Here is a 26,331-nt window from a genome sequence, read left to right on the forward strand (position 1 = left end):
CCGCGCCCCGAGGCTGCCCCTCATCGATCTGGAGCACCCCCGTGACCCCCTCCCCGACATCCGGCACCGGCAGCGGCCCGCGCCGCATACGTCTCAACGGCCTCCGTCAGTCGACCGTCGGGCACACCGCGATGGGCCTGTGGCGGCACCCCGACAGCCAGGCGCACCGCTACCAGGACCTGGACCACTGGATCGAGACCGCCCGGATCCTCGAACGCGGCCGGTTCGACGCCCTGTTCATCGCCGACGCCCTCGGCCCCCTCGACGTCTACCAGGGCTCCACACGGGCCGCCCTGCGCGACGGCATCAACACCCCCACCGACGACCCGCTCCTCCTCGTCAGCGCGCTCGCCGCGGCCACCACGCGTCTCGGGTTCGCGGTCACCGTGTCCTCCACCTATGAACGCCCCTACGCGTTCGCCCGGAAGATGACGACCCTCGACCACCTCAGCAACGGGCGGATCGGCTGGAACATCGTCACCTCCGCGCTGGACAGCGCCGCCCGCAACCTCGGTCTGGAACGGCAGATCCCGCACGACGAACGCTACGCCGTGGCCGAGGAGTTCATGGAGGTCGTCTACAAGCTCTGGGAAGGCAGTTGGGAGGACGACGCCGTGGTGCGCGACACGGCCTCCGGCGTCTTCGCCGACCCCGACAAGGTGCATCCGATCGCCCACAAAGGCACCCACTTCAGCGTCCCGGACATCGCCCTGTCGGAACCGTCCGTCCAGCGCACCCCTGTTCTGTACCAGGCCGGCACGTCGCCCGCCGGGCGGCGCTTCGCCGGGCGGCACGCCGAGGGCGTCTTCCTCTCCGCCTACAGCCCCGCCCTGGCCCGTACCCTCGTCGACGCCGTGCGCGCCTCCGCCGCCGAGGCCGGGCGCGACCCTCGTGAGCTGCGCTTCTTCGGCATCGTCACCGTCGTCGTGGCCCCCACCGACGCCGAGGCCCGCGCCAAGTACGAGGAGTACCGCTCCTACTCCTCGCTGGAGGGCAGCCTCGCCCGCTACAGCGCCCTGCTCGGCATCGACCTGTCCGCGCTGGACCCCGACACCCCGCTCCGGTACGCCGACACCGAGGGCATCCGCGGTCTGCTGGAGGTGTTCACCCGCCTGGATCCCGAGCGCACCTGGACGCCTCGTGAGATCGCCGAGTTCGTCGGTGTCGGCGGTGGCGGGCCGGTCCTCGTCGGCTCTCCGGGCACGGTCGCCGACGAACTGGAGCGGTGGGCCGAAGAGGCCGACCTGGACGGTTTCAACGTCGCCGACCCCGTCCCGCCGGTCACCCTGCGCGACTTCGTCGATCTCGTCGTGCCCGAACTCCAGCGCCGCGGCCGGGTGTGGACCGAGTACGAGGGCACCACGCTGCGCGAGCACACCCACGGCCCCGGCCGCACCCGGCTGCCCGAGGACCACCCCGGCGCCCGCCACCGACGCCCCTGATCCACACCCACTCCTCCTCGCCCCGCCGCACCTCTTCCCCGGAGCCCCCGTGTCCCACATCCGCGTCATGCTCGACTACTTCCACCCCTGGCCCAACTCCGCCGGCTTCTTCGTCGCCCGCGACCGTGGCTGGTACCGGGAGGCCGGTCTCGAGGTCGAACTGTCCGTGCAGGATCCCGGTCGTGGCGACACCCTGGAGTATCTCGCCCGCCGCCAGGCCGACTTCGGGATCTTCCCGCCCAACCGGCTGCTGGTGCGCCGTGCCCAGGGGCAGCCGCTGATCGCCGTCTCGGCGGTCAACCACCGTGCCCTGGAAGCCATTCAGACCGTGACCGGACGCGGTATCGAACGGCCCCGGGACCTGGCGGGACGGCGCCTCGCGTACAACCCGACCCCGCGCGGGCGGGCGTTGGTGCGGCATCTGGTCGCCGCGGACGGCGGTGATCCCGACGCCGTGGTGACCGTCGACGCCGGGTATCGCGAACTGACCGTGGACGACCTGGAGTCGGGCGAGGCCGACGCCACCTTCGGCGTCTACTGGTCCTGGGACGCGCTGCGCGGCGGCCTCCCCGAGGAGCGCCGGCTGACCTGGCCGGTGGACGAGATCGGCGCCCCGCGCTACCACAGCTACCTCCTCGGGGCGCACGAGGAGACGGTCCGCGCCGATCCCGACGCCGTACGCCGCTTCCTCGCAGCGACCGCGCGCGGGTTCGCCGCGGCGGCCGCCGACCAGCCCGCCACGCTGGCCCTCCTGGAACGCGTCATCCCCTACTTCCCGCGCCCCCTCATAGCCCGCTCGCTGGAGCTGGTGGCACCGACCTGGACGGACCACGAGGGACGTTGGGGCGGCATCGCCGAGGACCGCATGGGCCCCTACGCCCACTGGCTCGCCGCCCAGGGCGTCCTGCCCACGGCCGACGGCTGGCGCACGGCCTACCGCACCGACCTGCTGCCGGACCTCGCCCCGGGACACACGGCGGCGCTCCCCGCGGCCCGGACCGGCGCATGAACCCGCTCCCGTACGACGGCCGCCGCCGTCGCGGCACGGGGACGGCGCCCCTCGGCCCGGCCCGCTCCCGCGCCACCCTGCCGTGTCCCGGCCGCGCCCGCACCGCACCGCACCAGCAGCCGTCACCCCCTCGCCGTCCTCTCCCCGTACCGGGCACCAGCCGCCCGCCGCAAGAAACGAGCCCGTCCCGTGAACCCGTCCCGCCTGCTGCCCCGCACTCCCCGCCGAGCCGTCCGCCTCGCACTGACGGCCACCGCCGTCGGCGCGCTCTTCGCCGTCACGGCTTGCTCCTCGGATTCCGGTTCCGGCTCCCGCGACGGTGACGCCAAGGGGCTCACCGAGGTCTCCCTCGCGCTCGACTGGACGCCGAACACCAACCACACCGGCATCTACGTCGCCCAGCAGCTCGGCTGGTTCAAGGACGCCGGGATCGACCTGAAGATCCTGCCCTACGGCTCGACCTCGCCCGAGACCCTTATCGCCGGCCACAAGGCCGACTTCGGCATCTCCTACCAGGAGGGCCTCACCGCGGCCCGGTCCGCCGGCCAGGACATCACCTCGGTCTACGCCGTGACCCAGAAGACCAACGTCACCATCGCGGTCTCCGCCGACCGCAAGGACATCACCTCCCCCAAGGACCTGGACGGCAAGACCTACGCCGGTTTCGGCGCCGCCTACGAGAAGCCGCTGCTCCGGTCCGTCATCAAGAACGCGGGCGGCACCGGTGACTTCACGTCGGTCACCCTCAACACCTCGGCGTACGCGGCCCTTTACGCGGGCAAGGCCGACTTCGCCATGCCGATGCCCACCTGGGAGGGGCTGGAGGCGAAGCTCAGCGGCAAGCCGCTGAAGAACTTCGAACTCACCGACTACGGCTTCCCGGAGATCTACTCCACGCTGATCGCGTCCTCCGACCGGTACCTCAAGGCGAACGGCGCGACGGCGAAGAAGTTCCTCGACGCGGTGGAACGCGGCTACGCCTACGCCGTCGAGAACCCCTCGAAGGCCGCGGATGTGCTGATCGAGGCGAACAAGAGCGTGCTCACCAACACCGAGCTGGTGCACCAGAGCGAGAAGCTGCTCGCCGACTCCTACTACCGCGCGGCCGACGGCTCCCTCGGCACCCAGTCCGCCGACCGCTGGAAGGCGTTCGCCGACTTCGAGTACGCGTCCGGACTGCTCAGCGACGCCGACGGCAAGAAGCTGACCGCCGCCCCGGACACCTCGTCGTGGTTCACCAACGACTACCTCCCGGAGAAGTCGTGACCGCCGCCACCACCGACGCCTCGCCCACCACCCTCAAGGCCAAGGCCGCCCGCCCCTCGGCGCGCCGCAGGCTCCGCTCCCCCGCCATCGTCCTGCCCCCGCTCCTCGTCGTCACGGCGCTCCTCGCCGTCTGGCAGACCTACACCAGCGCGGCCGCCGTGGACCCCACCGTCCTGCCCAGCCCCTGGCGGGTGCTCTCCCAGGGCTGGGAGAACCGGCAGGACCTGTGGGACGCGACCCTGCCCACCCTCCAGGAGACCGTCGCCGGGTTCGGGATGTCGTTCGTCGCCGCCTGGCTGGTGGCGGTCCTGCTGGACTTCTCCACCTGGGCCCGCCGGGGCCTGTACCCGCTTCTGGTCGCCTCCCAGACCATCCCGATCGTGGCCGTCGCACCGCTGCTGATCATCTGGTTCGGTTTCGGCCTGTTCCCGAAGATGCTGGTGGTCACCCTCGCCACGTTCTTCCCGCTCACCGCCAACCTCGCCGCCGGATTCGCCTCCGCCGATCCGGAGGCCATGCGGCTGCTGCGCTCCCTGGGCGCCGGCCGGACACGCACGTTCCTGATGGTCCGCGTGCCCAGCGCGATGCCGTACTTCTTCGCCGGGCTGCGGGTCAGCATCACCTACGCCGTCGTCGGCGCGGTGTTCGCCGAGTACGCGGGCGCGGAGAACGGGCTCGGCATCTACATGCAGGCGCAGAAGAGCGCCTTCCGCACCGACCTCGTCTTCGCGGCCGTGGCGGTCACCGCCGCCCTGAGCATCGCCCTGTTCGCCACGACCTACCTCCTCCAACGCCTCGCCCTGCCCTGGGAACGCGCCACCCGGCGGAAGGACCACCCATGAGCACCCCCGACGGCACCACCCCCGGTGCCCCCGATCCGCGGCTCGTGCTGCGCGGCGTCGACAAGGGCTACGACGGTCTCGACGTCCTGCGCGGTCTCGAACTGTCCGTCCAGCCGGGCGAGTTCGCGGCCGTGATCGGCCCCAGCGGCAGCGGCAAGAGCACCCTGCTCAACCTGGTCTCCGGGCTCGACCGGCCCACGGCCGGCGAGATCCTGGTCGACGGGGAGCCTCCCCGCACCCGCTCGGGCCGGGTCGCCTACATGCCGCAGAAGGACCTCCTCTTCCCCTGGCGCACCGTCCTCGCCAACACCGCCCTCGGTCTGGAGGCGCAGGGGGTGCGCCGGACGGAGGCCCGCCGCCGGGCCGCCGCGCTGTTCGACGCGTTCGGCCTCGACGGCTTCCAGCACAGCTATCCCGGTCAGCTCAGCGGCGGTATGCGGCAGCGCGCGGCGCTGCTGCGCACCGTCGTCCTGGAACGTCCGCTGCTGCTGCTCGACGAGCCGTTCGGCGCCCTGGACTCCCTCACCCGCCGTGAACTCCAGCGCTGGCTGGCCCACATGTGGCACACCTACCGCTGGACCGTCGTCCTGGTCACCCATGACATCCGGGAGGCGGTGCTGCTCGCCGACACCATCCACGTCCTGTCACCGCGGCCCGCCTCGGTGACCGCGCGCATCGAGGTGCCCCGCCCGCCACGCGGCGGGGACGGCCCGCGCGCACTGGACGCCGTCACGGCGGCCGAGGTCGAGGAACGCGTCCTGGCCGCGCTCGCCGCGCCTTCGGGAGCCGCCCGATGACCGCACCCGGCGGCAACGCCACGGAACCCGCCCCGCCGGCCACGCACGGGCTCGGCTACGACCGCGTCGAACCCGACTGGGCTCCCCTCACCGCCGACGAGGCGGCGGACGTGCTCGGCGGCCCGGTCCGGCTGCACTGGCACAGTCCCCGCCCGCTGTCCGCGGCCGCCGTCGTGGAGCACGACGGACGGCGCGTCTTCCTCAAACGGCACCACACCGGCGTCCGCACCCTCGAAGGGCTGGAGGAGGAGCACGCCTTCCTGCGCCATCTGCGCTCCCGCGGCGCGCCCGTGGTCGACGTCCTCGCCGCGTCGGCGCGCGGCGAATGGACCTACGAGGTGCATTCGCTGGGCCACGGCACGGACCTCTACCAGGACGCGCTGTCCTGGACGCCGTTCACCTCGGTCCATCACGCCCGGGAGGCGGGTTCCGCGCTCGCCCGGCTCCATCGGGCCGCCGTCGGCCACCGGGCGCCGGCCCGCCGGGTCCAGCCGCTGGTGTCGTCGTTCCGCGTGTTCGGCGGCCCCGATCCGCAGGGCGCCCTCGCCGCCTACGCCGCCGAGCGGCCGGCCCTCGCCGACGCCCTGCGCTCCGACCCGGTCGACGCCGACCTGGCCCGCTGGCATCTGCCGCTGCACGCCGAACTGGCGCCGCTCCTGCCCGAGTTGGAGCCGCTGTGGACGCACAACGACTGGCACGCCTCCAACCTGCTGTGGGACACGACCGGCGGCGGGGACACCGTGTCCACGGTGCTCGACTTCAACCTCAGCGACCGGACCACGGCCGTCCACGACCTCGCGGTGGCACTGGAACGCAACGTCTTCGGCTGGCTGGACCTGCCACGCGGCCACCGCCATGTGTCGGTGCAACACGCCCACCTCACGGCCCTGTTGGAGGGCTACGCCGCCGTCCGCCCGCTCAGCGAGGCCGAGGCCGAAGCGCTGCCCGCGCTGCTGCCCCTGGTCAACGCCGAGTACGCACTGTCGGAGATGCACTACTTCCACGAAGTGACCCGCTCGGCGGCGAACACCGCACTGGCCCGCGCCTACTTCACCGACCACACCCGCTGGTTCACCACCGAACCCGGCCGTCTCGCCCTGCGCCAGGTGCGGGACACCGCGCGGCGACTGACCGCATCCGCACCTCTCTCCGGTCGCAAATCCGGTGGCGGACCGGGCGGCGAGCGGGCAGGCTCACGCGCATGATCCCGATGAGTTCCGCGTCCGTCCCCGGAACCCGCCGACACCGGAGCCGCCCATGACGAGCAGTGAGCTGTGGAGCCGTGAGACCGCCGACCGCTACGACGCCGAGGAGACCGAGCGGACCTCGGACGCCGTCCTCGGACCGACGGTCGCCTTCCTCGCCGAACTCGCGGGCGACGGGCGGGCGTTGGAGTTCGCCATCGGAACCGGGCGCGTGGGCGTCCCGCTGCGGGAACACGGTGTGCCCGTGGTGGGGATCGAGCTGTCCGAACCCATGGCGGCTGTCCTGCGCCGCAAGGCCGACGAGGACACGCTCCCGGTGGTCATCGGGGACATGGCCACCACCGTCGTGCCCGGCGAGTTCAGCCTGGTCTATCTCGTCTACAACACCATCACGAACCTGCTCACGCAGGACGAGCAGGTCGAGTGCTTCCGCAACGCCGCGCGTCATCTGGCGCCCGGCGGCCGGTTCGTCGTCGAACTGGGCGTGCCGCCGCTGCGGTTGCTGCCGCCCGGGCAGGTCGCGGTGCCGTTCGACGTCTCCGACCGGCATCTCGGCTTCGACACCTTCGACCTGGTCGAACAGATCCTGGTCTCGCACCACTTCACCCGCGACGGCGGCGACGGCCGCTACCGCCGCGGCGCCTCCCGGCACCGGTACGCCTGGCCGGCGGAGCTGGACCTGATGGCGAAGATCGCCGGACTCCACCTGGAGCGGCGCGTCGCGGACTGGGACGGGTCGCCGTTCACCCCGGAGTCCCCGCAGCACATCTCCGTCTGGCGCAAGCCGACCTGACATTCCCCCAGTCGGTGCGCCGTGACGGTGGTCGCCGGTTCGGGAATACGGCGGCTCGGGCGCGGGTTCCGGACCCCTGAAGAGCTGAAGACGATCACGGGCCGCCGCCCTGCGCGGCGCGCCCGTCGAAGGGGGACGGTATGAAGGCGGTCGCGTTCAAGGAGGTCGGCGGACCGGAGGTCCTGCGTCCGGTGGAGCTGCCCACACCGGAGCCGGGGCCGGGCGAGGTGCTGATCCGGGTGGCGTACGCGGGCGTCAACTACGGCGAAGTCCAGCACCGGCTGGGCGACTTCGGCGCTCCCGAGGGCGAGACGGTCACCGGTCTGGAGGCGTCGGGGACGGTGGCGGCGCTCGGTGAGGGCGTGACGGGCCTGACGCTCGGCGAGGAGGTCGCCGCGTATCTCCCGGACGGCGGCGGTTACGCGGAATACGCGTCGGCACCGGCCTCGTTCGTGTTCCCGCTGACCGACGTGGGCCTCGGTCTGCGGACGGCCGGTGCCGCGCCCCTCGTGCTGACGACCGCGTACGGCGTGCTGGCCGGCGCGGCCCGGATCGCGGCCGGTGACACCGTGCTCGTCCACGCGGCGGCGGGCGGAGTCGGTTCGGCGGCGGCGCAGCTCGCCCGGTCGCTGGGGGCGGCGGCTGTGTACGGCACCGTGAGCACCAAGGAGAAGGCGGAGTACGCGCGCCGCTTCGGCTACGACGAGGTCTTCGAGCGCGACGGCTTCGTGGAGGCGGTCCGGGCGGCGACGTCCGGGCGCGGCGTGGACCTGGTGCTGGACCCGATCGGCGGCGCCACCCGGCTGGCGAGCTTCGAGATCCTGGCGCCGTTCGGCCGGGTCGCGGTCTACGGGGAGGCGGCCCGGCATCCCGACCTGAGCCTGCCGGTCCTCCCGGTGTGGAAGAACAACCGTGTCCTGACGGGCTACAACATCGGCGACCTCTCCCGCCGGGACCCGGATGCCCTGCGGCGGCACACCCTCGCCGCGCTGGGACTGGCCGCGTCCGGTGACGTGCGGATCGACATCACGGCCGAGTACGAGCTGTCCGACGCGTCGGAGGCGCATCGCCTGCTGGAGGCCGGTGCGAACACGGGCAAGGCCGTGCTGCGGGTGGGTGGTTGAGGCCACCCGCGTGAGATGAGACCCCGGGCGTGGCCGTCGAGGCGAGCGGCGGCGGCGGTCACGCCGGGGGCGGCCCGCCCGGGGCGACCCCGATCTCGACGAGCGGTTCGAGCTGGGCGCCCCACTCGGGGTACAGGGCGACCTTCTTCTCGTGGAGCGCCATGATCTCGCCGGCCAGCCCCGGGTCCATGTCGTCGGAGACGTCGGGGCCGATGCGGATCCTGGCGAGGTGCGGAAGGATCTCGGGGTCTCCGGCCAGGTGGACCGGGTCGTGCATGTACCGCTCCAGGGCGGCCAGATCGGCGATGCCCACGCAGTAGCCGTGGGTGAGGCCCTCGGCGGGGTCGCCCAGGCTCTGTCCCACGGTGGCGAACGACACCGACTCCACGGAGGCCGTCCGGCGCATCAGCGCGAGGACGCGGTCCCTCTGTTCCTCGGTCGTCCCGTCCTTGAAGGCGAAGCGCAGCATGTGAACGATCATGGTCTCCCACCCGCTCGATTGAACTCATCGGTTCAGTCAACTTGCCTTGCTGGTAGCACAGTTAGAATGAACCCATGGGTTCAGTAGAGTCAAGCGGGGCCGGTGGCGTGACGCGTGGCCGGGTGGACAAGCGGCAGGCGATCCTGGACGCCGCGTTCACCGTCTTCGCCCGGCGCGGGTACGCGCAGGCGTGCGTCCAGGAGATCGCGGAGGAGGCGCGCGTCGCCAAACCGACGGTCTACAGCCATCTGCGCGACAAGGAGACCCTCTTCCGCCACACGGTCGAACTGGCCGCCGACGCCCTGGCGGCGGAGAGCCTCGCCGCGGTCGAACGGCTGCGCACCCTCGGCCCCGACGGCGACCTGCGGGCGGCGCTCACGGATCTCGCCCGGCGGCTGCTGACGGTGTGCTGCGGTGAACGCTCCCGCGCGCTGCGGTCGTTGACGTACGCGCAGGTGTCGCAGTTCCCCGATCTGATCGACACCGTGCAGGAGCGCACCGCGCACCGCCCGCGCGCGGCGCTCGCCGACCGGCTGGCCCGGCTCTCGCTGGCCGGCCGGCTGCGCGGCGGCGACCCGGAGCGGGCCGCCGAGCACTTCTTCGCCCTGCTCACCGGCCCGCTGGAGTCGCGTTCCCGGCTGGGCACCCGCCGGGTCCCCGCCGCCGAGCTGCGCGATGTGGCGGAGGCGGCGGTGGACGTCTTCCTGCGCGCCTACGGCGCCGACGAACCCGCCTCGCACTGAGCCTTCTGTTCAGCGAGTTGCCAGCCCTAGCTGGGCGGACGCCGCGTCGACGGTCTGCTCCAGCAGGACGGCGATCGTCATGGGCCCCACCCCGCCGGGGACCGGGGTGATCAGGCCGGCCCGGGTGCGGGCGGTGTCGAAGTCGACGTCACCGACGTTGCCCGCGTTGTATCCGGCGTCGATCACGACGGCGCCGGGCCTGATGTCCTCGCCGCGAATCAGCCGGGGCCGTCCCACGGCCGCGACGACGACGTCCGCCTCCCGTACGGCCGCCGCCAGGTCCGCCGTACGGGAGTGGCAGTAGGTGACGGTGGCGTCGCGGGCGAGCAGCAGCATGCCGACGGGCTTGCCGAGGATCGCGCTGCGGCCCACCACCACGGCACGCCGGCCCGTGAGTTCGACGTCGTACGCGTCCAGCAGCCGCATGATTCCGCCGGGGGTGCAGGACGCGAAGCCGGGCCGTCCGAAGCTCATCGAGGCGAAGCTGCTCATCGTGACGCCGTCGACGTCCTTCTCCGGCGCGATGGCCTCGAACGCCGCCCGCTCGTCGATGTGCGGGCCGACGGGGTGCTGCAACAGGATGCCGTGCACGGCGGGGTCCTGCGACAAGGTCCGCAGGGTGCCTACGAGTTCGGCGGTCGTGGTGGCGGCCGGCAGGCTGACGAGCCGCGAGTCGATGCCGGCCTTCGCGCACCGGGCCCGCTTCATCCGGACGTACGTCACCGAGGCCGGATCCTCGCCCACCAGCACCGTGGCGAGGCACGGCGTCACACCGGTACGCCGGGTGATCTCCGCCGCCCTGACCGACGTCTCCTCGACGACGCGCCGGGCCAGGGCGGTCCCGTCCATCAGCCGGGCCGTCCGGGTCTGCATGTGCGTGCGCGTGCGGGACATGGTCGCCTCCAGGCGTCGCTGACCACTCGCCCAGGCGCACGGCATCGACCGGTTCGGCAGGCCGCTCCCCGGTGGTGCTCCACCTCAGCGCCAGTCACGGCCCACACGCCACTGTAGTGGACCGCTCGCGGCGGCCGGGGTGTCTCGGGCGGTGGGACGCGTGGTGGACGGGCCGGTCCCGGGTGTGCTTTCATCCGGCCATGGAGACCACTGGACCGGCTTACGCCGTGCTGCTCGACCCGTTCTGGGTGAGCCGCCGCGCCGACCAGTTCGACCAGGTCTGTCGCTGAACGCCGTACGACGGCTCGCGACCTCCGACCTCTCTCCCGCCTGAATCGGTTTCCTGATTCCTCCGTCCGCTCCGATCGGCCCCTGTCCCAGGGCCGGTGAGCGGTCCGCCCGGCGTTGCCTCGAAGGACCCCCATGGCCCAGCCCGCAGTTCTGCCCGTCATCGACATCTCCCGCTTCCGAGGTCCCGACTCCGACCGTGCCGCCTTCCTGGCCGAACTCCGTTCCGCCGCCCATGAGACGGGCTTCTTCTACGTCACCGGCCACGGCGTCCCCAGGGCGCTGCGCGACGAGGTGCTCGCCCTGGCGCGTGCCTTCTTCGCGCTGCCGGAGCACCAGCGGCTGGAGATCGAGAACGTCAACTCGCCTCAGTTCCGGGGCTATACGCGCACCGGTACCGAGTACACGGCGGGCAGCCCCGACTGGCGGGAGCAGATCGACATCGGCCCCGAGCGTGCCGCGCTGACGACGGGCCCGGGCGACCCCGACTACGTGCGGCTCGTGGGACCCAACCAATGGCCGTCCGCGCTGCCGGAGTTGAGGGACACCGTACTGCGCTGGCAGGCGGAGGCGCTGCGGGTGAGCCGTGAGGTGCTGCGGGCCCTGGCTGCCGCGCTGGGGCAGGACGAGGGCTACTTCGACCAGTGGTTCGACGACGAGGCGGCCGTCCATGTGAAGATCGTGCACTATCCCCCGCGCGCCGCCCAGGACGCCGATCAGGGCGTGGGCGCGCACAAGGACTACGGCTATCTCGCCCTGTTGCAGCAGGACGACATCGGCGGGCTCCAGGTGCGGCGCGAGGACGGCGGGTGGATCGACGCGGTGCCCGTGCACGACGCGTTCGTGTTCAACATCGGCGAGATGCTGGAGATCGCCACCCAGGGCTATCTGAGGGCCACTCAGCACCGGGTGGTCAGCCCGCAGCCCGGTGTCCACCGCTACTCGATTCCCTTCTTCCTCGGCCCGCGTCTGGACGCGGTGGTCAAACCCCTGCTCCTGCCACCGGAGTTGGCGGCGCTCAGTCGCGGCGTGAGCGACGACCCGGACAATCCGCTCCTGGCGGCCTTCGGGGAGAACGCCGTGGTGGGCTGGCTGCGTTCGCATCCGCGGGTGGCCGAGCGCTGGTGGTCCGACGTCCTGGCCCGGCGGGAGAACGCCCGATGAGCGACGGACGCTGGGGGTTCGAGACCCGGCAGGTGCACGCCGGCGCGGTGCCGGACCCGGCCACCGGCGCGCGGGCCGTACCGGTCCACCAGTCCGCGAGCTATGTCTTCCGGGACACCGCGCACGCGGCGGCGGCCTTCGAGCTGAGCGATCTCGCCACGCACGCGTACACGCGGCTGTCGAATCCGACGACCGCCGTGGCGGAGGACCGGATCGCGTCCCTGGAGGGCGGTTCGGCGGCGGTCGCCGTGGCCAGCGGGCAGGCCGCGACGAGCCTCGCCCTGCTCAACCTGGCCCGGGCGGGCGACCACATCGTGGCCTCGTCGTCCCTGTACGGCGGCACCCGCACCCTGCTGGAACACACGTTCGCCGACTTCGGCATCGACGTCACGTTCGTCGACGACCCGGACGACCCCGGTGCCTGGGCGGCGGCCGTACGTCCCGCAACGAAGGCGCTGTTCGGGGAGAGCCTCGGCAATCCGCGCGGCAACGTCCTGGACATCGAGGCGGTGGCCCGGGTCGCCCACGAGGCCGGGGTGCCGTTCGTGGTCGACAACACGGTGCTCACGCCGTATCTGCTGCGGCCGTTCGAGCACGGCGCGGACATCGTCGTGCACTCCACCACCAAGTTCCTCTCCGGACACGGCACCGCGATCGGCGGGATCGTCGTGGACGGCGGGAGGTTCGACTTCGGTGCCGATCCCGGCCGTTGGCCGGGGCTGACCCGGCCCGATCCGACCTACGGCGGGCTGTCGTTCTGGGACTCCTTCTCCGACCTCGGGCTCGCCTACGCGCTGCGGCTGCGCACCCGGCTGGTGCGCGATCTGGGTCCTGCCGTCTCGCCGTTCAACAGCTTCCTGCTGCTCCAGGGCCTGGAGACGCTCAGCCTGCGTATCGAGCGGCATGTGTCCAACGCGCACGCGCTCGCCGTCTGGCTGGAGGACCAGCCTCAAGTGCGGCGGGTGCACTACCCGTCGCTGCCCTCCAGCCCGTGGCGGACGCAGGCCAAGCGCTATCTGCCACGCGGTGCCGGGGCGGTCCTCTCCTTCGAACTCGCGGGCGGTCTGCGGGCGGGGCGGCGGTTCGTGGAAGGGGTCCGGCTGTTCAGCCATCTCGCGAACATCGGTGACGTCCGCAGTCTGGTCATCCACCCCGCCTCCACCACCCACGCCCAACTGGACGCCCGTCAGCAGGCGGCGGCCGGTGTCACGCCCGGGCTGGTGCGTCTGTCGGTCGGCATCGAGGGCGTCGACGACCTGATCGCCGACCTCGCGGCGGGCCTGAGAGCGGCCGCCGAATGAACTCCCTCCCCCGCCCGCGCACTTCCGCGCGCCCACGTCCCAGAGGAGCCCGATCCGTCATGCGCCGCAGCACCGCCCTCCGGCACGCCGCCACCACGACCGTCCTCGTCGGCCTGGCCGCGACCGGCTGCGGCACCGGCGCCGCCGACAGCCCCGGGGACACCGGACAGACCAGCCAGGCAGCCCAGCCCGACGCCATCGACACCGCGGCCACCGTCGACGTACGCCTGGTCCTGGAACCGACCAGCCTCGACATCGCCGGTACGGCGGGCGCGGCCCTCGACCAGATCCTGCTCGACAACATCTACCAGGGCCTGCTGACCCGCGACGAGGACAACAAGGTCCGCCCGAGCCTGGCGACCAGCTTCAAGGAGTCGCCCGACGGGCTGACCTACACCTTCCGTCTCGCGAAGAACGCCGCCTTCCACGACGGGACGAAGGTCACCGCGGCCGACGCCGTCTGGTCGCTGCGGCAGGTGACGGCGGCCGGCTCCACGAACCCCGACGCGGCGGCGCTCGCCTCCGTCAAGAGCGTCACCGCCGCCGACGACCACACCGTCGTCGTCACGCTCGCCCACCGGGACACCGGTTTCACCTGGAGGCTGACCGGCCGGGCCGGCATCGTCTTCAAGCGGGGCACCGACTTCTCCTCCCTCGCGGGGAAGGAGAACGGCACCGGCCCGTTCAAGCTCGGCGGCTGGAAGCGCGGTTCGTCCATCACCTTCGTCCGGAACGACGCCTACTGGGGGAAGAAGGCCAAGGTCGCCAAGGTCGTCTTCCACTACATCAAGGACGACAACGCGGCCAACAACGCCCAGCGCACCGGCCAGACCGACATCGAGACCGGCGCGAACGCGACCCTGCTCCAGCCGTTCACCGACAACCCCGACCACACGGTGCTGCGCGGCGACACCACCGACAAGTTCACGCTCGCCCTCAACAACGCCGAGGGCCCCACCAAGGACGTGCGGGTGCGGCGCGCCGTCCGCCGGGCCGTCGACAAGGCCGGCCTGATCAAGATCCTCGGCGGCGCGGGCAGGCCGGTCGGCGGCCCGATACCGCCGAGCGACCCCGGGTACGAGGACCTCACCTCGATCGACGCCTACGATCCGGCGGGCGCCAAGAAGCTTCTCCGGCAGGCCGGTTACGGCGACGGCCTCAAGCTCACCGTCCAGATCCCCACCATCTACCCGGCGGAGATCGGCGACTACCTGGCCTCCCAGCTCAAGCAGGTGGGCATCCAACTCACCGTGCGGCCGGTGGAGTTCCAGACCTGGCTCGACGCCGTCTACACCAAGCACGACTACCAGCTCAGCGTCGTCGACCACGCCGAGGCCCGCGACCTGAACAACTTCGCCAACCCCGACTACTACTTCGGCTACGACAACGCCGACGTGCGCACGTGGTACGCGGCAGCCCGGACGGCCGAGGGCGACGGCGCCCGCGACGCCCTGCTGAAGAAGGCGGCCCGGCAGGTGTCCGAAGACGCCGCCGCGGACTGGCTGTTCGTCAGCCAGACCCTCACCGTCGTGCGCGACGGAGTCACCGGCGTCCCGCGGAACTTCACCAGCAACCGCTACCGCCTCGCGGATCTCGCCGTGGCGAAGAAGTGAGGCACGGGTGACCCTGTTCCTGCTGCGCCGGGCCGCGCTGCTGGTGGTGTCCCTGCTCGCGGCGAGCGTGCTGGTGTTCCTGGCGCTGCGCCTGCTGCCCGGGGACGTCGCCCAGACGATCGGCGGCATCAAGGCCACCCCGGCCCAGGTCGCGGCCGTACGCCACGACCTGGGTCTGGACCGGCCGCTCGCCGCCCAGTACGGGGACTGGATCGGGGGTGTGGTCACCGGTGACTTCGGGCGGTCGGTGCTGGACGGCACCTCCGTGTCCGGTCAGCTCGCCGAGAAGTTCGCGGTGACCGGACCGCTGGCCGCGGGCGCCGTCGTCCTCGCGCTCGCCTTCGCCGTCCCCCTCGGTGTCCTGGCCGCCGTCCGCCGGGACTCGCGGCTGGGCAGTGCCGTCAACACGGTCGGCCAGCTCGGCATCGCGCTGCCCACCCTGTGGACCGGGCTGCTGCTCGTCGTGGTCTTCGCCGTCCAGGTGCCCTGGCTGCCCGCGCAGGGCTTCCCCGTCGACGGCTGGGCCGAGCCCGGGCAGGCGCTGCGCAGTCTGGTGCTGCCCTGGCTGACGCTGGCCCTCGCCGAGGGCGCCGTCCTGCTGCGCTTCGTACGGTCCGCGGTCCTGGACGTGCTGCACCAGGACTGGCTGCGCACCGCCCGCGCCAAGGGCCGCACCCGCACCAGCGCGCTGCTGCGGCACGGGCTGCGCAACGCGGCCGTGCCCGTGGTGTCGGTGCTCGGACTCCAGATCGCCGCGCTGGTGGCGGGGGCGGTGGTCGTGGAGCAGGTCTTCGTACTGCCGGGGGTCGGCCAGATGCTGATCACGGACGTCGGCAACCGGGACCTGGACAAGGTGCAGGGCGAGATCCTGCTGCTCACCGCCGCGGTGCTGGTCGTCGGGTTCCTGGTGGACCTCGCCCACCGGCTGATCGACCCACGGCTGCGGAGCACCCTATGAGCACGCCGCCCGTCGTCCGTGCCCTCCTGCGCAGCCGCAGCGGCCTCGCCGGAACCGTACTGGTCGGCCTGCTCGTCCTGGCCGCGCTGGTCTCCCTGGTCTGGACACCGTACGACCCGACTCTCGCGCGTCCCGAGGACGGCTGGCTGCTGCCGCTGTCCGGCGGGCATGTGCTGGGCACCGACCGGCTGGGCCGCGACGAGCTGAGCCAACTGCTGACCGGGGCCCGCGCCACCCTGCTCACCGCCGTCCTCGCGGCCGCCGTGGCGGCCCTCGTCGGGCTGACGCTCGCCCTGGCCGCTGTCCTGCTGCCGCGCTGGATCGGGCCCGTCGTCGTCCAGTTCACGGATGTGCTGATCGCGTTCCCCGTCCTGCTGATCGCGATGATCCTCACCGCCGTGCACGGCGCCTCCACCTGGACCGTGGTCACGGCCGTCGGCGTCGGGGCGGGCGTCAACCTCGCCCGGATCGCACGCGCCGAGGCCGCGCGGGTGCTGACCACGGACTATGTGCTGGCCGCCCACGCCGCCGGCGCCGGGACCTGGCGCGTCGTCCGCAAGCATCTGATGCCGAACATCGCGCCCACGCTCGTCGTGCAGCTCTCCCTGGTGCTGTCGGTGGCGGTCCTCGCCGAAGCGGCCCTGTCGTTCCTCGGGTTCGGCGCGCCGGCGCCCACCGTCTCCTGGGGGCGCATGCTGCACGAGCAGCAGCAGTACATCACCGCCCGCCCGTTGCTCGTCGTCTGGCCCGGGCTCGCCGTCGCCGCCTCCGTCCTCGGGTTCAACCTGCTCGGGGACGGGCTGCGCGAGGCCGCCGACGCCCGCCTGCGGATCCGGGAGGAGGCATGAGCCTGCTCACGGTCGACAAACTGAGCGTGCGGATCGGCGGTACGACCGCCGTGGACGGTCTCGGCCTCTCCCTCGCCGCCGGGGAACGCCTCGCGCTGATCGGCGAGTCCGGGTCGGGCAAGTCCCTCACCGCCCTGGCCGTCATGGGCCTGCTGCCCGACGGGGCCCGGGCCACCGGCAGTGTCCGGTTCGGCGGGCGGGAACTGCTCGGCCTCGGCGACCGGGAACTGTCCCGGCTGCGCGGCGACCGGATGGCCATGGTCTTCCAGGAGCCCATGAGCGCCCTCAACCCCCTGATGCGCATCGGCGCACAGCTCGCCGAGCCCCTCCGCCTGCACCGGGGCCTCAAACGGCGGCACGCGCGTACGGCGGCCGTCGAACTGGCCGCGCGGGTCGGTCTGCCGGATCCGGAGCTGATCGTGCGCGCGTGGCCGCACCAGCTCTCTGGGGGCCAGCGGCAGCGCGTCGGCCTGGCCATGGCCCTCGCCACCCGCCCGGCCCTCCTCATCGCGGACGAACCCACCACCGCGCTCGACGTCACCGTCCAGGCCGACATGCTGTCGCTGCTCGACGCGTTGGTGCGGGAGCACGGCACCTCGCTGCTCTTCATCAGCCACGACCTCGCCGTGGTCGCCCAGTTGTGCCCGCGGGCCGTCGTCCTCAAGGACGGACGACTCGTGGAGGAAGGCGCGACCGGCGCCCTCGTGCGTGAGCCCCGGCACCCGTACACGCGCGCGCTGGTGGAGGCCGCCCGCGCGACCGGATCCGAGGAGGTCACCCGATGACCGTGCTGCTGCGGGCGGCCGGACTCAGCCGCGCTTACCGGCTGCCGCGCGCCTCCCTGCTGGCACCGCCCGCGCACCGGCACGCCGTACGGGACGTGTCGCTGGAGCTGTGGGAGGGCCGAAGCCTGGGGGTCGTCGGGGAGTCCGGATCCGGCAAGTCCACCCTGGCACGGCTCCTGCTGGCGCTGGAGCGGCCCGACTCCGGCACGGTCGAGTACCGCGGGCGCCCGGTCCACCGGGGCCGACTGCCCTGGTTCCGGCGCGAGGTGCAGGTCGTCCTCCAGGATCCGATGGGCTCCCTCGACTCGCGCGCCACGGTCCGCGACATCGTCGCCGAACCGCTGGAATGCCTGAAGGTGGCGGGCGACCACGACGACCGGGTGGACGAACTCCTGCGGGCGGTGGCGCTGGACCCGTCCGTGCGCGACCGGTATCCGCACGAGTTCTCCGGGGGCCAGCGGCAGCGCATCGCCATCGCGCGCGCCCTCGCCCCCGGCCCGAAGGTCCTGGTCGGCGACGAGCCGCTCAGCGCCCTCGACGTGTCGGTCCGCGCGCAGATCCTCGCCCTGCTGGAGGACCTCGCCGAGGCGTACGGCCTGACGCTGCTGCTCGTCTCCCACGACATCGGTGTCGTACGGCGGTTGTGTACGGACGTGCTGGTGATGAAGGACGGCCGAGCCGTCGAACAGGGCCCGGCCGCGTCTGTGCTGACCGAATCTCAACACCCCTACACGCGCCGCCTGTTGGCCGCCGTACCACGGCTGCCCGCCTGACCGCAGGACCTCTACGACCGGGAGGACCTCTATGACCTGGAGGACCGGATGACCACACACCCCGTGCGTCGGCTCTCCCTGGGCGCACTCGTCCAGGGTTCCGGCGGGCACATCGCCGGCTGGCGGCACCCCGACGGCCGCCCCGACGGACAGCTCAACTTCGCCTTCCACGCCGATCTGGCCCGCACCCTCGAACGCGGCCGGTTCGACGCCCTGTTCCTCGCCGACGTCGTCGCCGTCTGGGGCCATCAGCTCGACTCGCTGTCGCGCACCGGCCGCGCCGAGCACTTCGAACCGATCACCCTGCTGGCCGCGCTCTCCCTGGTGACCGAGCACATCGGCCTGGCGGCGACGGCGACCGCCACCTACAACCACCCCTTCCACATCGCCCGCAAGTTCGCCTCCCTTGACCACATCTCGGGCGGCCGGGCCGGCTGGAACGTGGTCACCTCCGTCGTCCCGCTGGAGGCGGCGAACTTCGGCTTCGACCGCCACCTCGAACACGAACTGCGCTACCGCCGCGCCGACGAGTTCGTACAGGTCGTCAAGGCGCTCTGGGACAGCTTCGACGACGCGGCGGTCGTACGCGACAAGGCCACCGGCCGCTACTACGACCCCGCCGGACTGCACACCCCGCACCACCGGGGCGAGCACTTCTCCGTGCGCGGACCACTCAACATCTCACGGCCGCCGCAGGGCCATCCTGTCGTCTTCCAGGCCGGATCCTCCCCGACGGGGCGGGAGTTCGCGGCCCGGCACGGGGAGGTCCTGTTCACCTCGCAGTACGAACTCGGCCCCGCGCAGGCGTTCTACGCCGACGTCAAGGCACGGGCGGCGGCCCATGGCCGCGATCCCGCGCATGTGCTGGTGTGGCCGGGCATCTCGCCGCTCGTCGCCGCGACCGAGACGGAGGCGCGGCAGCGGCTCGGCGAGCTGGGGGACCTCGTCCACGACGACGTCGCGCGGCGCCTCGTCCAGGACAACATCGGCGACCTCGACCTCAGCGATCACCCGGTGGACGGCCCGCTGCCGGACATCCCCGAGAGCAACCGCAGCAAGTCGCGTCGTGACCTGCTGCTGAAAACGGCTCGCGCCGAGGGCCTGACGATACGTCAACTCGCTCTGCGCTTCGCCACGGACGCCGCCGTGGCAGGAACCCCCGAGCAGATCGCCGACCACATCGAGACGTGGTTCCGTGCCTACGCGGCCGACGGGTTCAACATCTCCTTCCCCTATCTTCCGGGCCCCGCCGAGGACTTCGTGGACCAGGTGGTGCCGCTGTTGCAGCAACGGGGGCTTCTGCGCACGGAATACGAGGGCACGACCCTGCGCGAGAACCTGGGGCTGCCGCGGCCGGCCGCCCGTGACCGGCACCTCCAGGAGAGCGGACGATGACGCCCCGGACCGGCCGTCGCACCGGGCAGCTCCATCTGAACGCCTTCCTGAAGCCTCCGGGGGAGTTCCTCGCCGCCTGGCGGCATCCGGACACCGCGGCGGACGCGGGTGTCAGCATCCGTGAGGTGCTCGCCTTCGCCCGGACCGCCGAACGGGCCGCCTTCGACGCGGTGTTCCTCGCCGATCTGGTCGGGGTGCCGTTCGCGAGCGAGGACGTCCTCAGCCGGGTCAGCGTCGTCAACGACTCGTTCGAACCGACCACCCTGCTGGCCGCGCTCGCCGCCGGAACCTCCCGGATCGGCCTCATCGCCACCGCCTCCACCAGCTACAACGAGCCGTATCACGTGGCCCGCACCTTCGCCTCCCTCGACCACATCTCCGGTGGCCGGGCGGGCTGGAACGTGGTGACCTCCCTCAACGACGGCGAGGCCCAGAACTTCGGCCTCGACGCCCATCTCGACCACGCCACGCGCTACGACCGCGCCGAGGAGTTCCATGACGTGGTGAAAGGGCTGTGGGACTCCTTCGACGACGACGCCTTCCGCCACGACCGTGTCTCGGGCGTCTACTTCGACCCGGGCAAGCTGCACGCGCTGAACCACGAGGGCAAACACTTCAAGGTCGCCGGGCCCCTGAACATCGCACGGCCCCCGCAGGGACATCCGGTCATCGTGCAGGCCGGGGCCTCCGAGGCCGGCAAGAACCTCGCGGCACGGATCGCCGACGTCATCTTCTCGGGCATCACCGACCTCGACCGGGCCAAGGAGTTCTACGCGGAGATCAAGGAGCGCGCCGCCGTCCACGGCCGCGATCCGGACCACGTCAAGGTGCTTCCGGCGCTGTCGGTCATCACGGCGCCCACGGCGGCGGAGGCACAGCGGAAACTCTCCCGGCTCACCGCGCTGCTGCCCCCGCAGGTCGCCCTCGCCGACCTCTCCTACTGGCTCGGCGGGTTCGACCTCAGCGCGTATCCGCTCGACGGCCCGCTGCCCGAACTCCCCGTCTCCAACCAGTCCCGCACCGCCCAGCAGCAGATCTACGAGACCGCCCGCCGCGACAACCTCACGATCCGCGACCTGGTGCGGCGGGTGGCGAACGACGACCGCACGATCACCGGCCCGCCGGATCTGATCGCCGACCACATCGAGGAGTGGTTCCTCGGCGGCGCGGCCGACGGCTTCAACGTGATCTTCCCGTACCTGCCCGGCACCCTGGACGACTTCGCCGAACTCGTCATCCCGGAACTCCGCACCCGCGGCCTGTTCCGCACCCACTACACGGGCCGCACCCTCCGAGACCACCTGGGCCTGCCACGCCCACCCGGCCGGGGGTAGTCACCCGTCACCCGTTTCCCCAACTCGGCGGATCACTCATGAGGACAACACGGTCGGCGCCGACGTCGAAGCCGAGCACAGGATGGCCGTAGCAGCCCTCCGGCTCCACCAGCACCGGCTTGCCGAGGCGCCGCCCGATCTCCCCGAGGAAACCGCAGAAGACGTCGAGCCGCTCCTGCCCCCGCACCTCCCACAGGTCGACGTCGAAGTCGATCTCGTCGGCGCCGCCGAAGCGGAAGATCGCCAGCACGTCGGCGGTCGGCCAGACCCGCAGGTTCGGGCACTCGGCGTCCCCGGGACGGGACAGCACGGCCGCAGCCGCAGGCAGAGGCAGCACCGTCGTGCCCTCGGAGTACTCGGCCTTCCAGCCCCTCACCTCGATGAGGTCAAGGACGGCCTGCCAGTCCTCCACCGAGGTGTCGGGGACACGCACGTCCGGCAGCCGTCCCATCAGATCGGGATCGAAGAAACAGCTCACGTCGTCCCACGCAAGATCACCCACCCGGCTATCCTGCCCGGCGCCCCGATCCGGCGCAGCTCTGTTTTCGGGGTGGGCCTGTTTTCGGGGCGGGCCTTCCTGGGAATCGCGTCGGTGCCGGATAGCGTGGTCCGCGTTTGCTGTGTCTACCTGGAGTTCTTGAGGTTCTCGCATGATTCCGAGCCGACCGGGCGGCGGCCGCCATGAGTGACGCCACCGACGCTTCCGCACGTGCCGAGCGGCAGGTGGCACGCGTACGGGACAGCGCCGCCGAGCGGTTCGCACTGGCGCGAAACTTCTACCTCTCCTCCGCCGCTCTCCGCCCGTACGGCAACGCCGAGTTGAGCTTCACCCACTGGTCACGCTCACGCGGCGTCCTCGCGCCCGAGTCCGTCGACGCACCGGGCGGCAGCCCCTGGTGGCGGGCCGTGAACGAGCGGCTGCTGCGGGACAAGGCCGAGGCCCGCCTGCTCACCGACGGTGTCCCCGGAACCCCCAGCGCCCGCAGCGTCGAGTTCTGGCTCGACTTCATCCGGACCCCGTCCCCCGGCCTCTGGTACCGCGCGCACAACGCCAGCATCGTCGCGGGCTATCTGCGGCACGAGGAGTTGGCGGCGGCGGAACAGAAGGTGGAGCGCTTCATGATGAACGTCGCGCTGCTCCGCGTCCTGTTCACCCACGCGATGCTGATCCGTCCCCGGCTCGCCCTCGGTCCGCTCGCCGCGCTGGGCCCCCGGCTGGCCGACCCGCGCGGCCGTGGTGTGCGGATGTTCCTGGACCTCGGCCGGTCCTTCCCGGCCGTCTACCCGCTGACCGTGTCCGTCGAGGAGGCCGTCCTCGACGAACACGCCCTGGCCCGCATGCTCGACTACGGCCTGATCGCCCCGCGGCTGGCCGCGCTCTACGCGTTCTCCGCCGCGTCCCTGGAAGAGCCACGGTTGCCCTCGCTCCTGGACGAGGGAGTTCCGGCCTACGCATGGCCCCGTGCCGACCGGGCGATCTGGTACCTCGGCAACACGGGACCGCATCTACGGCTCATCGCCCGCGCCACCGGCGTACGCCTGCGCTGGGAGTCACGACCGCCGGGTCGGCGGTGATCGTCGCTCCCGCTCCGTTCCCTGACGGTGCGTACGCCGGGCCGCGGTGAGGAGCTACACGACGCCCTGGGCCGTCATCGCCTCCGCCACCTTCAGGAAGCCCGCGATGTTGGCGCCGAGGACATAGTCGTCGGGCGTGCCGCCGTAGGTCTCGGCGGTGTCGCGGCACTGGGCGTGGACGCCGCGCATGACGTCGGCCAGCCGGGTCTCGGTCTGCTCGAAGGTCCACACCTCGCGGGAGGCGTTCTGCTGCATCTCCAGCGCGGACGTGGCCACGCCGCCCGCGTTGGCCGCCTTGCCGGGGCCGAACAGGACGCCCGCTTCCCGGAAGACCTCGATCGCCTCGGGCGTGCACGGCATGTTGGCGCCCTCGCTGACGGCCAGGACGCCGTTCTTCACCAGGGCGCCCGCCTCCTGTCCGCCCAGTTCGTTCTGGGTGGCGCACGGCAGTGCGATGTCGCAGGGCACCTCGAAGACCGAGCCGCGCTCGGAGAACCGCGCCCCGGGCCTGGCCTCCGCGTAGGCCGACAGGCGCGCCCGCCCGACCTCCTTGACGGTCTTCAGCAGGTCCAGGTCGACGCCGTCCTCGTCGACCAGATAGCCGGAGGAGTCGGAGCAGGCGACCACCGACCCGCCCAGCGCGTGCGCCTTCTCGATGGCGTAGACGGCGACGTTCCCGGAACCCGAGACGACGACCGTGCGGCCGTCGAAGCCGGAGCCGCGCGTGGCCAGCATCTCCTGCGCGAAGTACACGGCGCCGTAGCCGGTGGCCTCGGTCCTGGCCTGTGAGCCGCCCCAGCCGATGCCCTTGCCGGTCAGGACCCCCGCCTCGAAGCGGTTGGTGATCCGCTTGTACTGGCCGAAGAGGTAGCCGATCTCGCGCCCGCCCACCCCGATGTCACCGGCGGGGACGTCGGTGTGCTCGCCGAGGTGCCGGTACAGCTCGGTCATGAACGCCTGACAGAAACGCATGACCTCCTGGTCGCTACGGCCCTTGGGGTCGAAGTCCGAGCCGCCCTTGCCGCCGCCGATCGCCAGTCCGGTGAGGGCGTTCTTGAAGATCTGCTCGAAGCCCAGGAACTTCACGATGCCGAGGTTGACGCTCGGGTGGAAGCGCAGTCCGCCCTTGTACGGGCCGAGCGCGCTGCTGAACTCGACCCGGAACCCCCGGTTGACCCGGACCCGTCCCGCGTCGTCCACCCACGGCACCCGGAACAGCACCTGGCGCTCGGGCTCGCACAGCCGCTCCAGGATCGACGAGTCGGCGTACTCCGGGTGCGCTTGCAGCGCCGGGGCCAGGGTGTGCAGCACTTCTCCCACCGCCTGATGGAACTCGGTCTCACCGGCGTTGCGCCGGCGGACCTCCGCGTAGACGGCCTCGATGTGAGCACTGGGGTTCATGCGCGCCTGCTCTCTGTCGTCCGCCAGGCACCATCCGGTCCGGCCTGCCTGGCCACTGTGGTGACAACGAATACGGACGGCGGTGGGCGCGGTGTCAGAGGATCGGAATCCGATTTCGGTGCTGTGGGCGTGCCTTCACGCCCCCTCTTGTCGTCAGGCCGTTTCCACCAATGGCCCGAGAACACGTTTGTTCGGACGCGCACGGTGCACACGAGAGCTGACACTTTCTTTACACGACGAAGCGGAGACCGTCATGGGCATCATCGCGTGGATCATCATCGGCCTGCTCGCGGGCGCCATCGCCAAGGCACTGATGCCGGGCAAGGACCCGGGCGGCGTCATCGTCACCATGCTCATCGGTATCGCCGGCGGTCTGCTCGGCGGCTGGCTGGGCAAGGTGATCTTCGGGGTCGACTCCATCGACGGGTTCTTCGACCTCTCCACCTGGATCGCCGCGATCGTCGGCTCGTTCATCCTGCTCGCGCTGTACCGACTGATCACGGGCAACCGGCGCTCGCACCGCCACGCCTGACCCGCCGACCGGTGACCCACCGACGGTGACGCGCCGACCGGTGACGCGCCGACCGGTGACGCGCCGGGCATCTCGACGGCTCCCTCCCCACGTACGAGGCGGGAGCCGTCGGCGTACGGCCAAGTGCCCGGCCGGGGAGGGCCGGTCAGGCCCGTGCGGGGTCGCCCTCCGGGACGGACGCGGATTCCGGCCCGGCCGGCCGGGTCGGACGACCGGCGGGCGCGAAGAGGGCGGCGGTCAGGGCGGCCACGGCGCAGAACCCGGCGGTGACGAGGAAGGCCCGGTCGTAACCGGCGACCAGTTCATGGAGCTGTTCGGCCGCGGAGGTGGGCGTGCCGCGCGTCGCGGCGACCGTGGTGAGGACGGCGAGGCCGAGACTTCCGCCGATCTGGCGGCCCGCGTTGATGAGCCCGCTGAGCAGTCCGGCGTCCCCGGCGGCGGCTCCCGACGTGGCCAGGGAGGTGTTGGCGACCATGCACAGGCCGACGCCGGTGGAGGCGACGAGCGAGGGGAGCAGGAAGCCGTTCGCGAAGGTGGAGTCCGCGTCCATCCGGCTGAAGAGCAGCATGCCGACCGCGCCGAGCGCCAGACCGACCGTCAGGACCGGGCGGGTGCCGAAGCGGGCGGTGAGCCGGCCGGAGAGCATCGATCCGACGATCGTGCCGAAGCAGAACGGCAGGAAGGCGGCACCGGCCCGCAGCGGCGAGTAGTGCAGCACGTTCTGGAGGAAGAGCGAGGCGAAGTAGAACCCGGCGACCGTGGCGGCGCCGATGAAGACGACGATCAGGTTGGCCACCCACACCGAGCGGGCGCGGAACACCCCGAAGCGCACGAGGGGTTCGGCGGTGGTCCGCAGTTCCCAGACCGTGAAGGCGGCGCCGGTCACGACGGCCGTCGCGAGGGAGACGAGGGTGCCGGCCGTGCCCCAGCCGTGCTCACCGGCCCGGATCAGACCGTTCACCAGGGCCGTCACGGCGACGGTCGCCAGGAGCGCGCCGGGCAGGTCGAGCCGGCCGGCGCGGGTGGCACGCCCCTGCCGCAGGGACAGCCAGGCGAGGGCGAGGCCGAGGGCCACGATCGGCACGTTGACGAAGAGGACCCAGCGCCACGACAGCCACTCGGTGAGCAGCCCGCCCAGAAGCACTCCGAGCGCGCTGCCCGCGGCGGCCACCATCGCCCAGATGCCGACGGCTCGGGTACGGGCCGTGCCGTCGCGGAAGGTCACCATGATGACCGCCAGGCTCAGCGGGGCGAGCAGCGCACCGGCCAGGCCCTGGCCTGCGCGGGCGGCGACGAGCTGCCCCGGCGTCTGCGCCAGACCGCCGGCGACCGAGGTGACGCCGAAGACCGCGAGGCCCAGCAGCATCGCCGTACGGTGTCCGACGAAGTCGGCGAACCGGCCGCCGAGCAGGAGCAGTCCGCCGAAGACGAGCGTGTAGGCGTTGACGACCCAGGACAGTCCACCGGGCGCGAAGCCGAGATCGGTGGCGATGGAGGGCAGCGCCACGTTCACGACACTCACGTCGAGGACGACCATCACCTGCGCGACACAGGCGGTGGCGAGGACGAGGCCGGGGCGGGGGCCTGAGGAACTGTCGGGCAGGTCGGAGGTTCTTGCGGGTCCCGTGCTCTTGGCCATGGCGCGTACTCCCGTTCGGGGTGCGGTGTGCGGAGGCGTGCTGACGCGTGTCGACGCCTGCTGACGCGCTGCGAAAGCGCGACGCGAACAATGTACGCGTAAGGCTTACCTAACCACCACCGAACGACG

25 protein-coding genes and 1 riboswitch are annotated in these 26,331 nt (G+C 72.0%); of the genes, 20 read left to right on the plus strand and 5 right to left on the minus strand.

Annotation, left to right across the window (positions count from 1 at the left end; genetic code table 11):
• Window positions 1-41 precede the first annotated feature (41 nt).
• The 8 genes from AFM16_RS01085 to AFM16_RS01120 all read left to right on the plus strand — a co-directional run bounded on the left by AFM16_RS01085 (window position 42) and on the right by AFM16_RS01120 (window position 8,478).
• Complete coding sequence (locus tag AFM16_RS01085; protein WP_245177589.1) at window positions 42-1,442, plus strand: LLM class flavin-dependent oxidoreductase; 1,401 nt, start codon at window positions 42-44, stop codon at window positions 1,440-1,442.
• 49 nt (window positions 1,443-1,491) lie between these two features.
• Window positions 1,492-2,451 carry an ABC transporter substrate-binding protein gene (locus tag AFM16_RS01090; RefSeq protein ID WP_078631692.1) on the plus strand — a complete coding sequence of 320 codons (960 nt, stop codon included), beginning with the start codon at window positions 1,492-1,494 and terminating at the stop codon, window positions 2,449-2,451.
• A gap of 189 nt (window positions 2,452-2,640) precedes the next feature.
• The gene (locus tag AFM16_RS01095; protein ID WP_245177590.1) at window positions 2,641-3,717 is read left to right on the plus strand and encodes an ABC transporter substrate-binding protein; all 1,077 of its coding nucleotides are present in this window, start codon (window positions 2,641-2,643) and stop codon (window positions 3,715-3,717) included.
• The gene (locus AFM16_RS01100) at window positions 3,714-4,559 is read left to right on the plus strand and encodes an ABC transporter permease (RefSeq protein ID WP_078631694.1); all 846 of its coding nucleotides are present in this window, start codon (window positions 3,714-3,716) and stop codon (window positions 4,557-4,559) included. The genes AFM16_RS01095 and AFM16_RS01100 overlap by 4 nt, the downstream gene beginning before the upstream one ends.
• Window positions 4,556-5,356 carry an ABC transporter ATP-binding protein gene (locus tag AFM16_RS01105; RefSeq protein ID WP_078631696.1) on the plus strand — a complete coding sequence of 267 codons (801 nt, stop codon included), beginning with the start codon at window positions 4,556-4,558 and terminating at the stop codon, window positions 5,354-5,356. Before AFM16_RS01100 ends, AFM16_RS01105 begins: the two co-directional genes overlap by 4 nt.
• A complete protein-coding gene (locus AFM16_RS01110) occupies window positions 5,353-6,561 on the plus strand; it encodes a phosphotransferase enzyme family protein (RefSeq protein WP_078631698.1) in 1,209 nt (402 codons plus the stop codon). The genes AFM16_RS01105 and AFM16_RS01110 overlap by 4 nt, the downstream gene beginning before the upstream one ends.
• 52 nt (window positions 6,562-6,613) lie before the next feature.
• Window positions 6,614-7,354, plus strand: coding sequence for a class I SAM-dependent DNA methyltransferase (locus tag AFM16_RS01115; protein ID WP_078631700.1), 741 nt, complete (start codon window positions 6,614-6,616; stop codon window positions 7,352-7,354).
• Window positions 7,355-7,494: 140 nt separating this feature from the next.
• The gene (locus tag AFM16_RS01120; protein WP_078631702.1) at window positions 7,495-8,478 is read left to right on the plus strand and encodes a quinone oxidoreductase family protein; all 984 of its coding nucleotides are present in this window, start codon (window positions 7,495-7,497) and stop codon (window positions 8,476-8,478) included.
• Between the two features lie 58 nt (window positions 8,479-8,536).
• On the opposite strand, the gene AFM16_RS01125 is transcribed toward AFM16_RS01120, so the two are convergent.
• A complete protein-coding gene (locus tag AFM16_RS01125) occupies window positions 8,537-8,959 on the minus strand; it encodes a Dabb family protein (protein ID WP_078631704.1) in 423 nt (140 codons plus the stop codon).
• Between the two features lie 74 nt (window positions 8,960-9,033).
• On the opposite strand from AFM16_RS01125, the gene AFM16_RS01130 reads away from it, so the two are divergent.
• On the plus strand, window positions 9,034-9,702 hold the full coding sequence (locus AFM16_RS01130; RefSeq protein ID WP_078631706.1) for a TetR/AcrR family transcriptional regulator: 669 nt from the start codon (window positions 9,034-9,036) through the stop codon (window positions 9,700-9,702).
• A 9-nt stretch (window positions 9,703-9,711) separates the two neighbouring features.
• On the opposite strand, the gene AFM16_RS01135 is transcribed toward AFM16_RS01130, so the two are convergent.
• Window positions 9,712-10,575 carry a bifunctional 5,10-methylenetetrahydrofolate dehydrogenase/5,10-methenyltetrahydrofolate cyclohydrolase gene (locus tag AFM16_RS01135; protein ID WP_078636794.1) on the minus strand — a complete coding sequence of 288 codons (864 nt, stop codon included), beginning with the start codon at window positions 10,573-10,575 and terminating at the stop codon, window positions 9,712-9,714.
• A gap of 42 nt (window positions 10,576-10,617) precedes the next feature.
• A riboswitch (ZMP/ZTP riboswitch) is annotated at window positions 10,618-10,704 on the minus strand.
• 315 nt (window positions 10,705-11,019) lie between these two features.
• Here AFM16_RS01135 and AFM16_RS01140 point away from each other — a divergent pair.
• The 9 genes from AFM16_RS01140 to AFM16_RS01180 are packed head-to-tail and all read left to right on the plus strand — an operon-like array spanning window position 11,020 to window position 21,055.
• Window positions 11,020-12,048 carry an isopenicillin N synthase family dioxygenase gene (locus AFM16_RS01140; RefSeq protein ID WP_078631708.1) on the plus strand — a complete coding sequence of 343 codons (1,029 nt, stop codon included), beginning with the start codon at window positions 11,020-11,022 and terminating at the stop codon, window positions 12,046-12,048.
• A complete protein-coding gene (locus AFM16_RS01145) occupies window positions 12,045-13,349 on the plus strand; it encodes an O-acetylhomoserine aminocarboxypropyltransferase/cysteine synthase family protein (RefSeq protein ID WP_078631709.1) in 1,305 nt (434 codons plus the stop codon). Before AFM16_RS01140 ends, AFM16_RS01145 begins: the two co-directional genes overlap by 4 nt.
• 59 nt (window positions 13,350-13,408) lie before the next feature.
• On the plus strand, window positions 13,409-14,962 hold the full coding sequence (locus AFM16_RS01150; RefSeq protein ID WP_078631711.1) for an ABC transporter substrate-binding protein: 1,554 nt from the start codon (window positions 13,409-13,411) through the stop codon (window positions 14,960-14,962).
• 7 nt (window positions 14,963-14,969) lie between these two features.
• Window positions 14,970-15,920, plus strand: a complete 951-nt coding sequence (locus AFM16_RS01155) for an ABC transporter permease (protein ID WP_078631713.1) — start codon at window positions 14,970-14,972, stop codon at window positions 15,918-15,920.
• Window positions 15,917-16,768 carry an ABC transporter permease gene (locus AFM16_RS01160; protein WP_078631715.1) on the plus strand — a complete coding sequence of 284 codons (852 nt, stop codon included), beginning with the start codon at window positions 15,917-15,919 and terminating at the stop codon, window positions 16,766-16,768. Before AFM16_RS01155 ends, AFM16_RS01160 begins: the two co-directional genes overlap by 4 nt.
• Window positions 16,765-17,553 carry an ATP-binding cassette domain-containing protein gene (locus AFM16_RS01165; RefSeq protein WP_078631717.1) on the plus strand — a complete coding sequence of 263 codons (789 nt, stop codon included), beginning with the start codon at window positions 16,765-16,767 and terminating at the stop codon, window positions 17,551-17,553. Before AFM16_RS01160 ends, AFM16_RS01165 begins: the two co-directional genes overlap by 4 nt.
• Entirely contained in the window at window positions 17,550-18,326 is a 777-nt protein-coding gene (locus AFM16_RS01170) for an ATP-binding cassette domain-containing protein (protein WP_078631719.1), read from the plus strand. The genes AFM16_RS01165 and AFM16_RS01170 overlap by 4 nt, the downstream gene beginning before the upstream one ends.
• A 48-nt stretch (window positions 18,327-18,374) precedes the next feature.
• Window positions 18,375-19,721, plus strand: a complete 1,347-nt coding sequence (locus AFM16_RS01175; RefSeq protein ID WP_078631721.1) for an LLM class flavin-dependent oxidoreductase — start codon at window positions 18,375-18,377, stop codon at window positions 19,719-19,721.
• Window positions 19,718-21,055, plus strand: a complete 1,338-nt coding sequence (locus tag AFM16_RS01180) for an LLM class flavin-dependent oxidoreductase (RefSeq protein WP_078631723.1) — start codon at window positions 19,718-19,720, stop codon at window positions 21,053-21,055. Before AFM16_RS01175 ends, AFM16_RS01180 begins: the two co-directional genes overlap by 4 nt.
• Before the next feature lie 7 nt (window positions 21,056-21,062).
• Here AFM16_RS01180 and AFM16_RS01185 read toward each other — a convergent pair whose 3' ends face one another.
• Window positions 21,063-21,557: a hypothetical protein gene (locus tag AFM16_RS01185; protein ID WP_030788839.1), complete on the minus strand. Its 495-nt coding sequence runs from the start codon at window positions 21,555-21,557 to the stop codon at window positions 21,063-21,065.
• A 179-nt stretch (window positions 21,558-21,736) separates the two neighbouring features.
• Between AFM16_RS01185 and AFM16_RS01190 the strand changes: the two genes are divergently transcribed.
• The gene (locus AFM16_RS01190; protein ID WP_078631725.1) at window positions 21,737-22,630 is read left to right on the plus strand and encodes a hypothetical protein; all 894 of its coding nucleotides are present in this window, start codon (window positions 21,737-21,739) and stop codon (window positions 22,628-22,630) included.
• A gap of 54 nt (window positions 22,631-22,684) precedes the next feature.
• Here the strand turns inward: AFM16_RS01190 and gdhA are convergent, their stop codons facing one another.
• The gene (gdhA, locus tag AFM16_RS01195; RefSeq protein WP_078631727.1) at window positions 22,685-24,031 is read right to left on the minus strand and encodes an NADP-specific glutamate dehydrogenase; all 1,347 of its coding nucleotides are present in this window, start codon (window positions 24,029-24,031) and stop codon (window positions 22,685-22,687) included.
• A 253-nt stretch (window positions 24,032-24,284) separates the two neighbouring features.
• On the opposite strand from gdhA, the gene AFM16_RS01200 reads away from it, so the two are divergent.
• Window positions 24,285-24,563: a GlsB/YeaQ/YmgE family stress response membrane protein gene (locus AFM16_RS01200; RefSeq protein WP_030788847.1), complete on the plus strand. Its 279-nt coding sequence runs from the start codon at window positions 24,285-24,287 to the stop codon at window positions 24,561-24,563.
• A gap of 145 nt (window positions 24,564-24,708) precedes the next feature.
• Here AFM16_RS01200 and AFM16_RS01205 read toward each other — a convergent pair whose 3' ends face one another.
• The gene (locus AFM16_RS01205) at window positions 24,709-26,202 is read right to left on the minus strand and encodes an MFS transporter (RefSeq protein ID WP_078631729.1); all 1,494 of its coding nucleotides are present in this window, start codon (window positions 26,200-26,202) and stop codon (window positions 24,709-24,711) included.
• Window positions 26,203-26,331: the final 129 nt, after the last annotated feature.

This window comes from Streptomyces antibioticus (genome assembly GCF_002019855.1).
Classification (GTDB): domain Bacteria; phylum Actinomycetota; class Actinomycetes; order Streptomycetales; family Streptomycetaceae; genus Streptomyces; species Streptomyces antibioticus_B.

Bases quoted from the DNA above. Each gene is read 5' to 3' on its own strand.
- AFM16_RS01170 (WP_078631719.1), top strand. From the start codon at position 17,550: ATGACCGTGCTGCTGCGGGCGGCCGGACTCAGCCGCGCTTACCGGCTG.
- AFM16_RS01180 (WP_078631723.1), top strand. From the start codon at position 19,718: ATGACGCCCCGGACCGGCCGTCGCACCGGGCAGCTCCATCTGAACGCC.
- AFM16_RS01160 (WP_078631715.1), top strand. From the start codon at position 15,917: ATGAGCACGCCGCCCGTCGTCCGTGCCCTCCTGCGCAGCCGCAGCGGC.
- AFM16_RS01175 (WP_078631721.1), top strand. From the start codon at position 18,375: ATGACCACACACCCCGTGCGTCGGCTCTCCCTGGGCGCACTCGTCCAG.
- AFM16_RS01125 (WP_078631704.1), bottom strand. From the start codon at position 8,959: ATGATCGTTCACATGCTGCGCTTCGCCTTCAAGGACGGGACGACCGAG.
- AFM16_RS01105 (WP_078631696.1), top strand. From the start codon at position 4,556: ATGAGCACCCCCGACGGCACCACCCCCGGTGCCCCCGATCCGCGGCTC.
- AFM16_RS01120 (WP_078631702.1), top strand. From the start codon at position 7,495: ATGAAGGCGGTCGCGTTCAAGGAGGTCGGCGGACCGGAGGTCCTGCGT.
- gdhA (WP_078631727.1), bottom strand. From the start codon at position 24,031: ATGAACCCCAGTGCTCACATCGAGGCCGTCTACGCGGAGGTCCGCCGG.
- AFM16_RS01165 (WP_078631717.1), top strand. From the start codon at position 16,765: ATGAGCCTGCTCACGGTCGACAAACTGAGCGTGCGGATCGGCGGTACG.
- AFM16_RS01130 (WP_078631706.1), top strand. From the start codon at position 9,034: ATGGGTTCAGTAGAGTCAAGCGGGGCCGGTGGCGTGACGCGTGGCCGG.
- AFM16_RS01115 (WP_078631700.1), top strand. From the start codon at position 6,614: ATGACGAGCAGTGAGCTGTGGAGCCGTGAGACCGCCGACCGCTACGAC.
- AFM16_RS01190 (WP_078631725.1), top strand. From the start codon at position 21,737: ATGAGTGACGCCACCGACGCTTCCGCACGTGCCGAGCGGCAGGTGGCA.
- AFM16_RS01145 (WP_078631709.1), top strand. From the start codon at position 12,045: ATGAGCGACGGACGCTGGGGGTTCGAGACCCGGCAGGTGCACGCCGGC.
- AFM16_RS01110 (WP_078631698.1), top strand. From the start codon at position 5,353: ATGACCGCACCCGGCGGCAACGCCACGGAACCCGCCCCGCCGGCCACG.
- AFM16_RS01200 (WP_030788847.1), top strand. From the start codon at position 24,285: ATGGGCATCATCGCGTGGATCATCATCGGCCTGCTCGCGGGCGCCATC.
- AFM16_RS01140 (WP_078631708.1), top strand. From the start codon at position 11,020: ATGGCCCAGCCCGCAGTTCTGCCCGTCATCGACATCTCCCGCTTCCGA.
- AFM16_RS01205 (WP_078631729.1), bottom strand. From the start codon at position 26,202: ATGGCCAAGAGCACGGGACCCGCAAGAACCTCCGACCTGCCCGACAGT.
- AFM16_RS01150 (WP_078631711.1), top strand. From the start codon at position 13,409: ATGCGCCGCAGCACCGCCCTCCGGCACGCCGCCACCACGACCGTCCTC.
- AFM16_RS01135 (WP_078636794.1), bottom strand. From the start codon at position 10,575: ATGCAGACCCGGACGGCCCGGCTGATGGACGGGACCGCCCTGGCCCGG.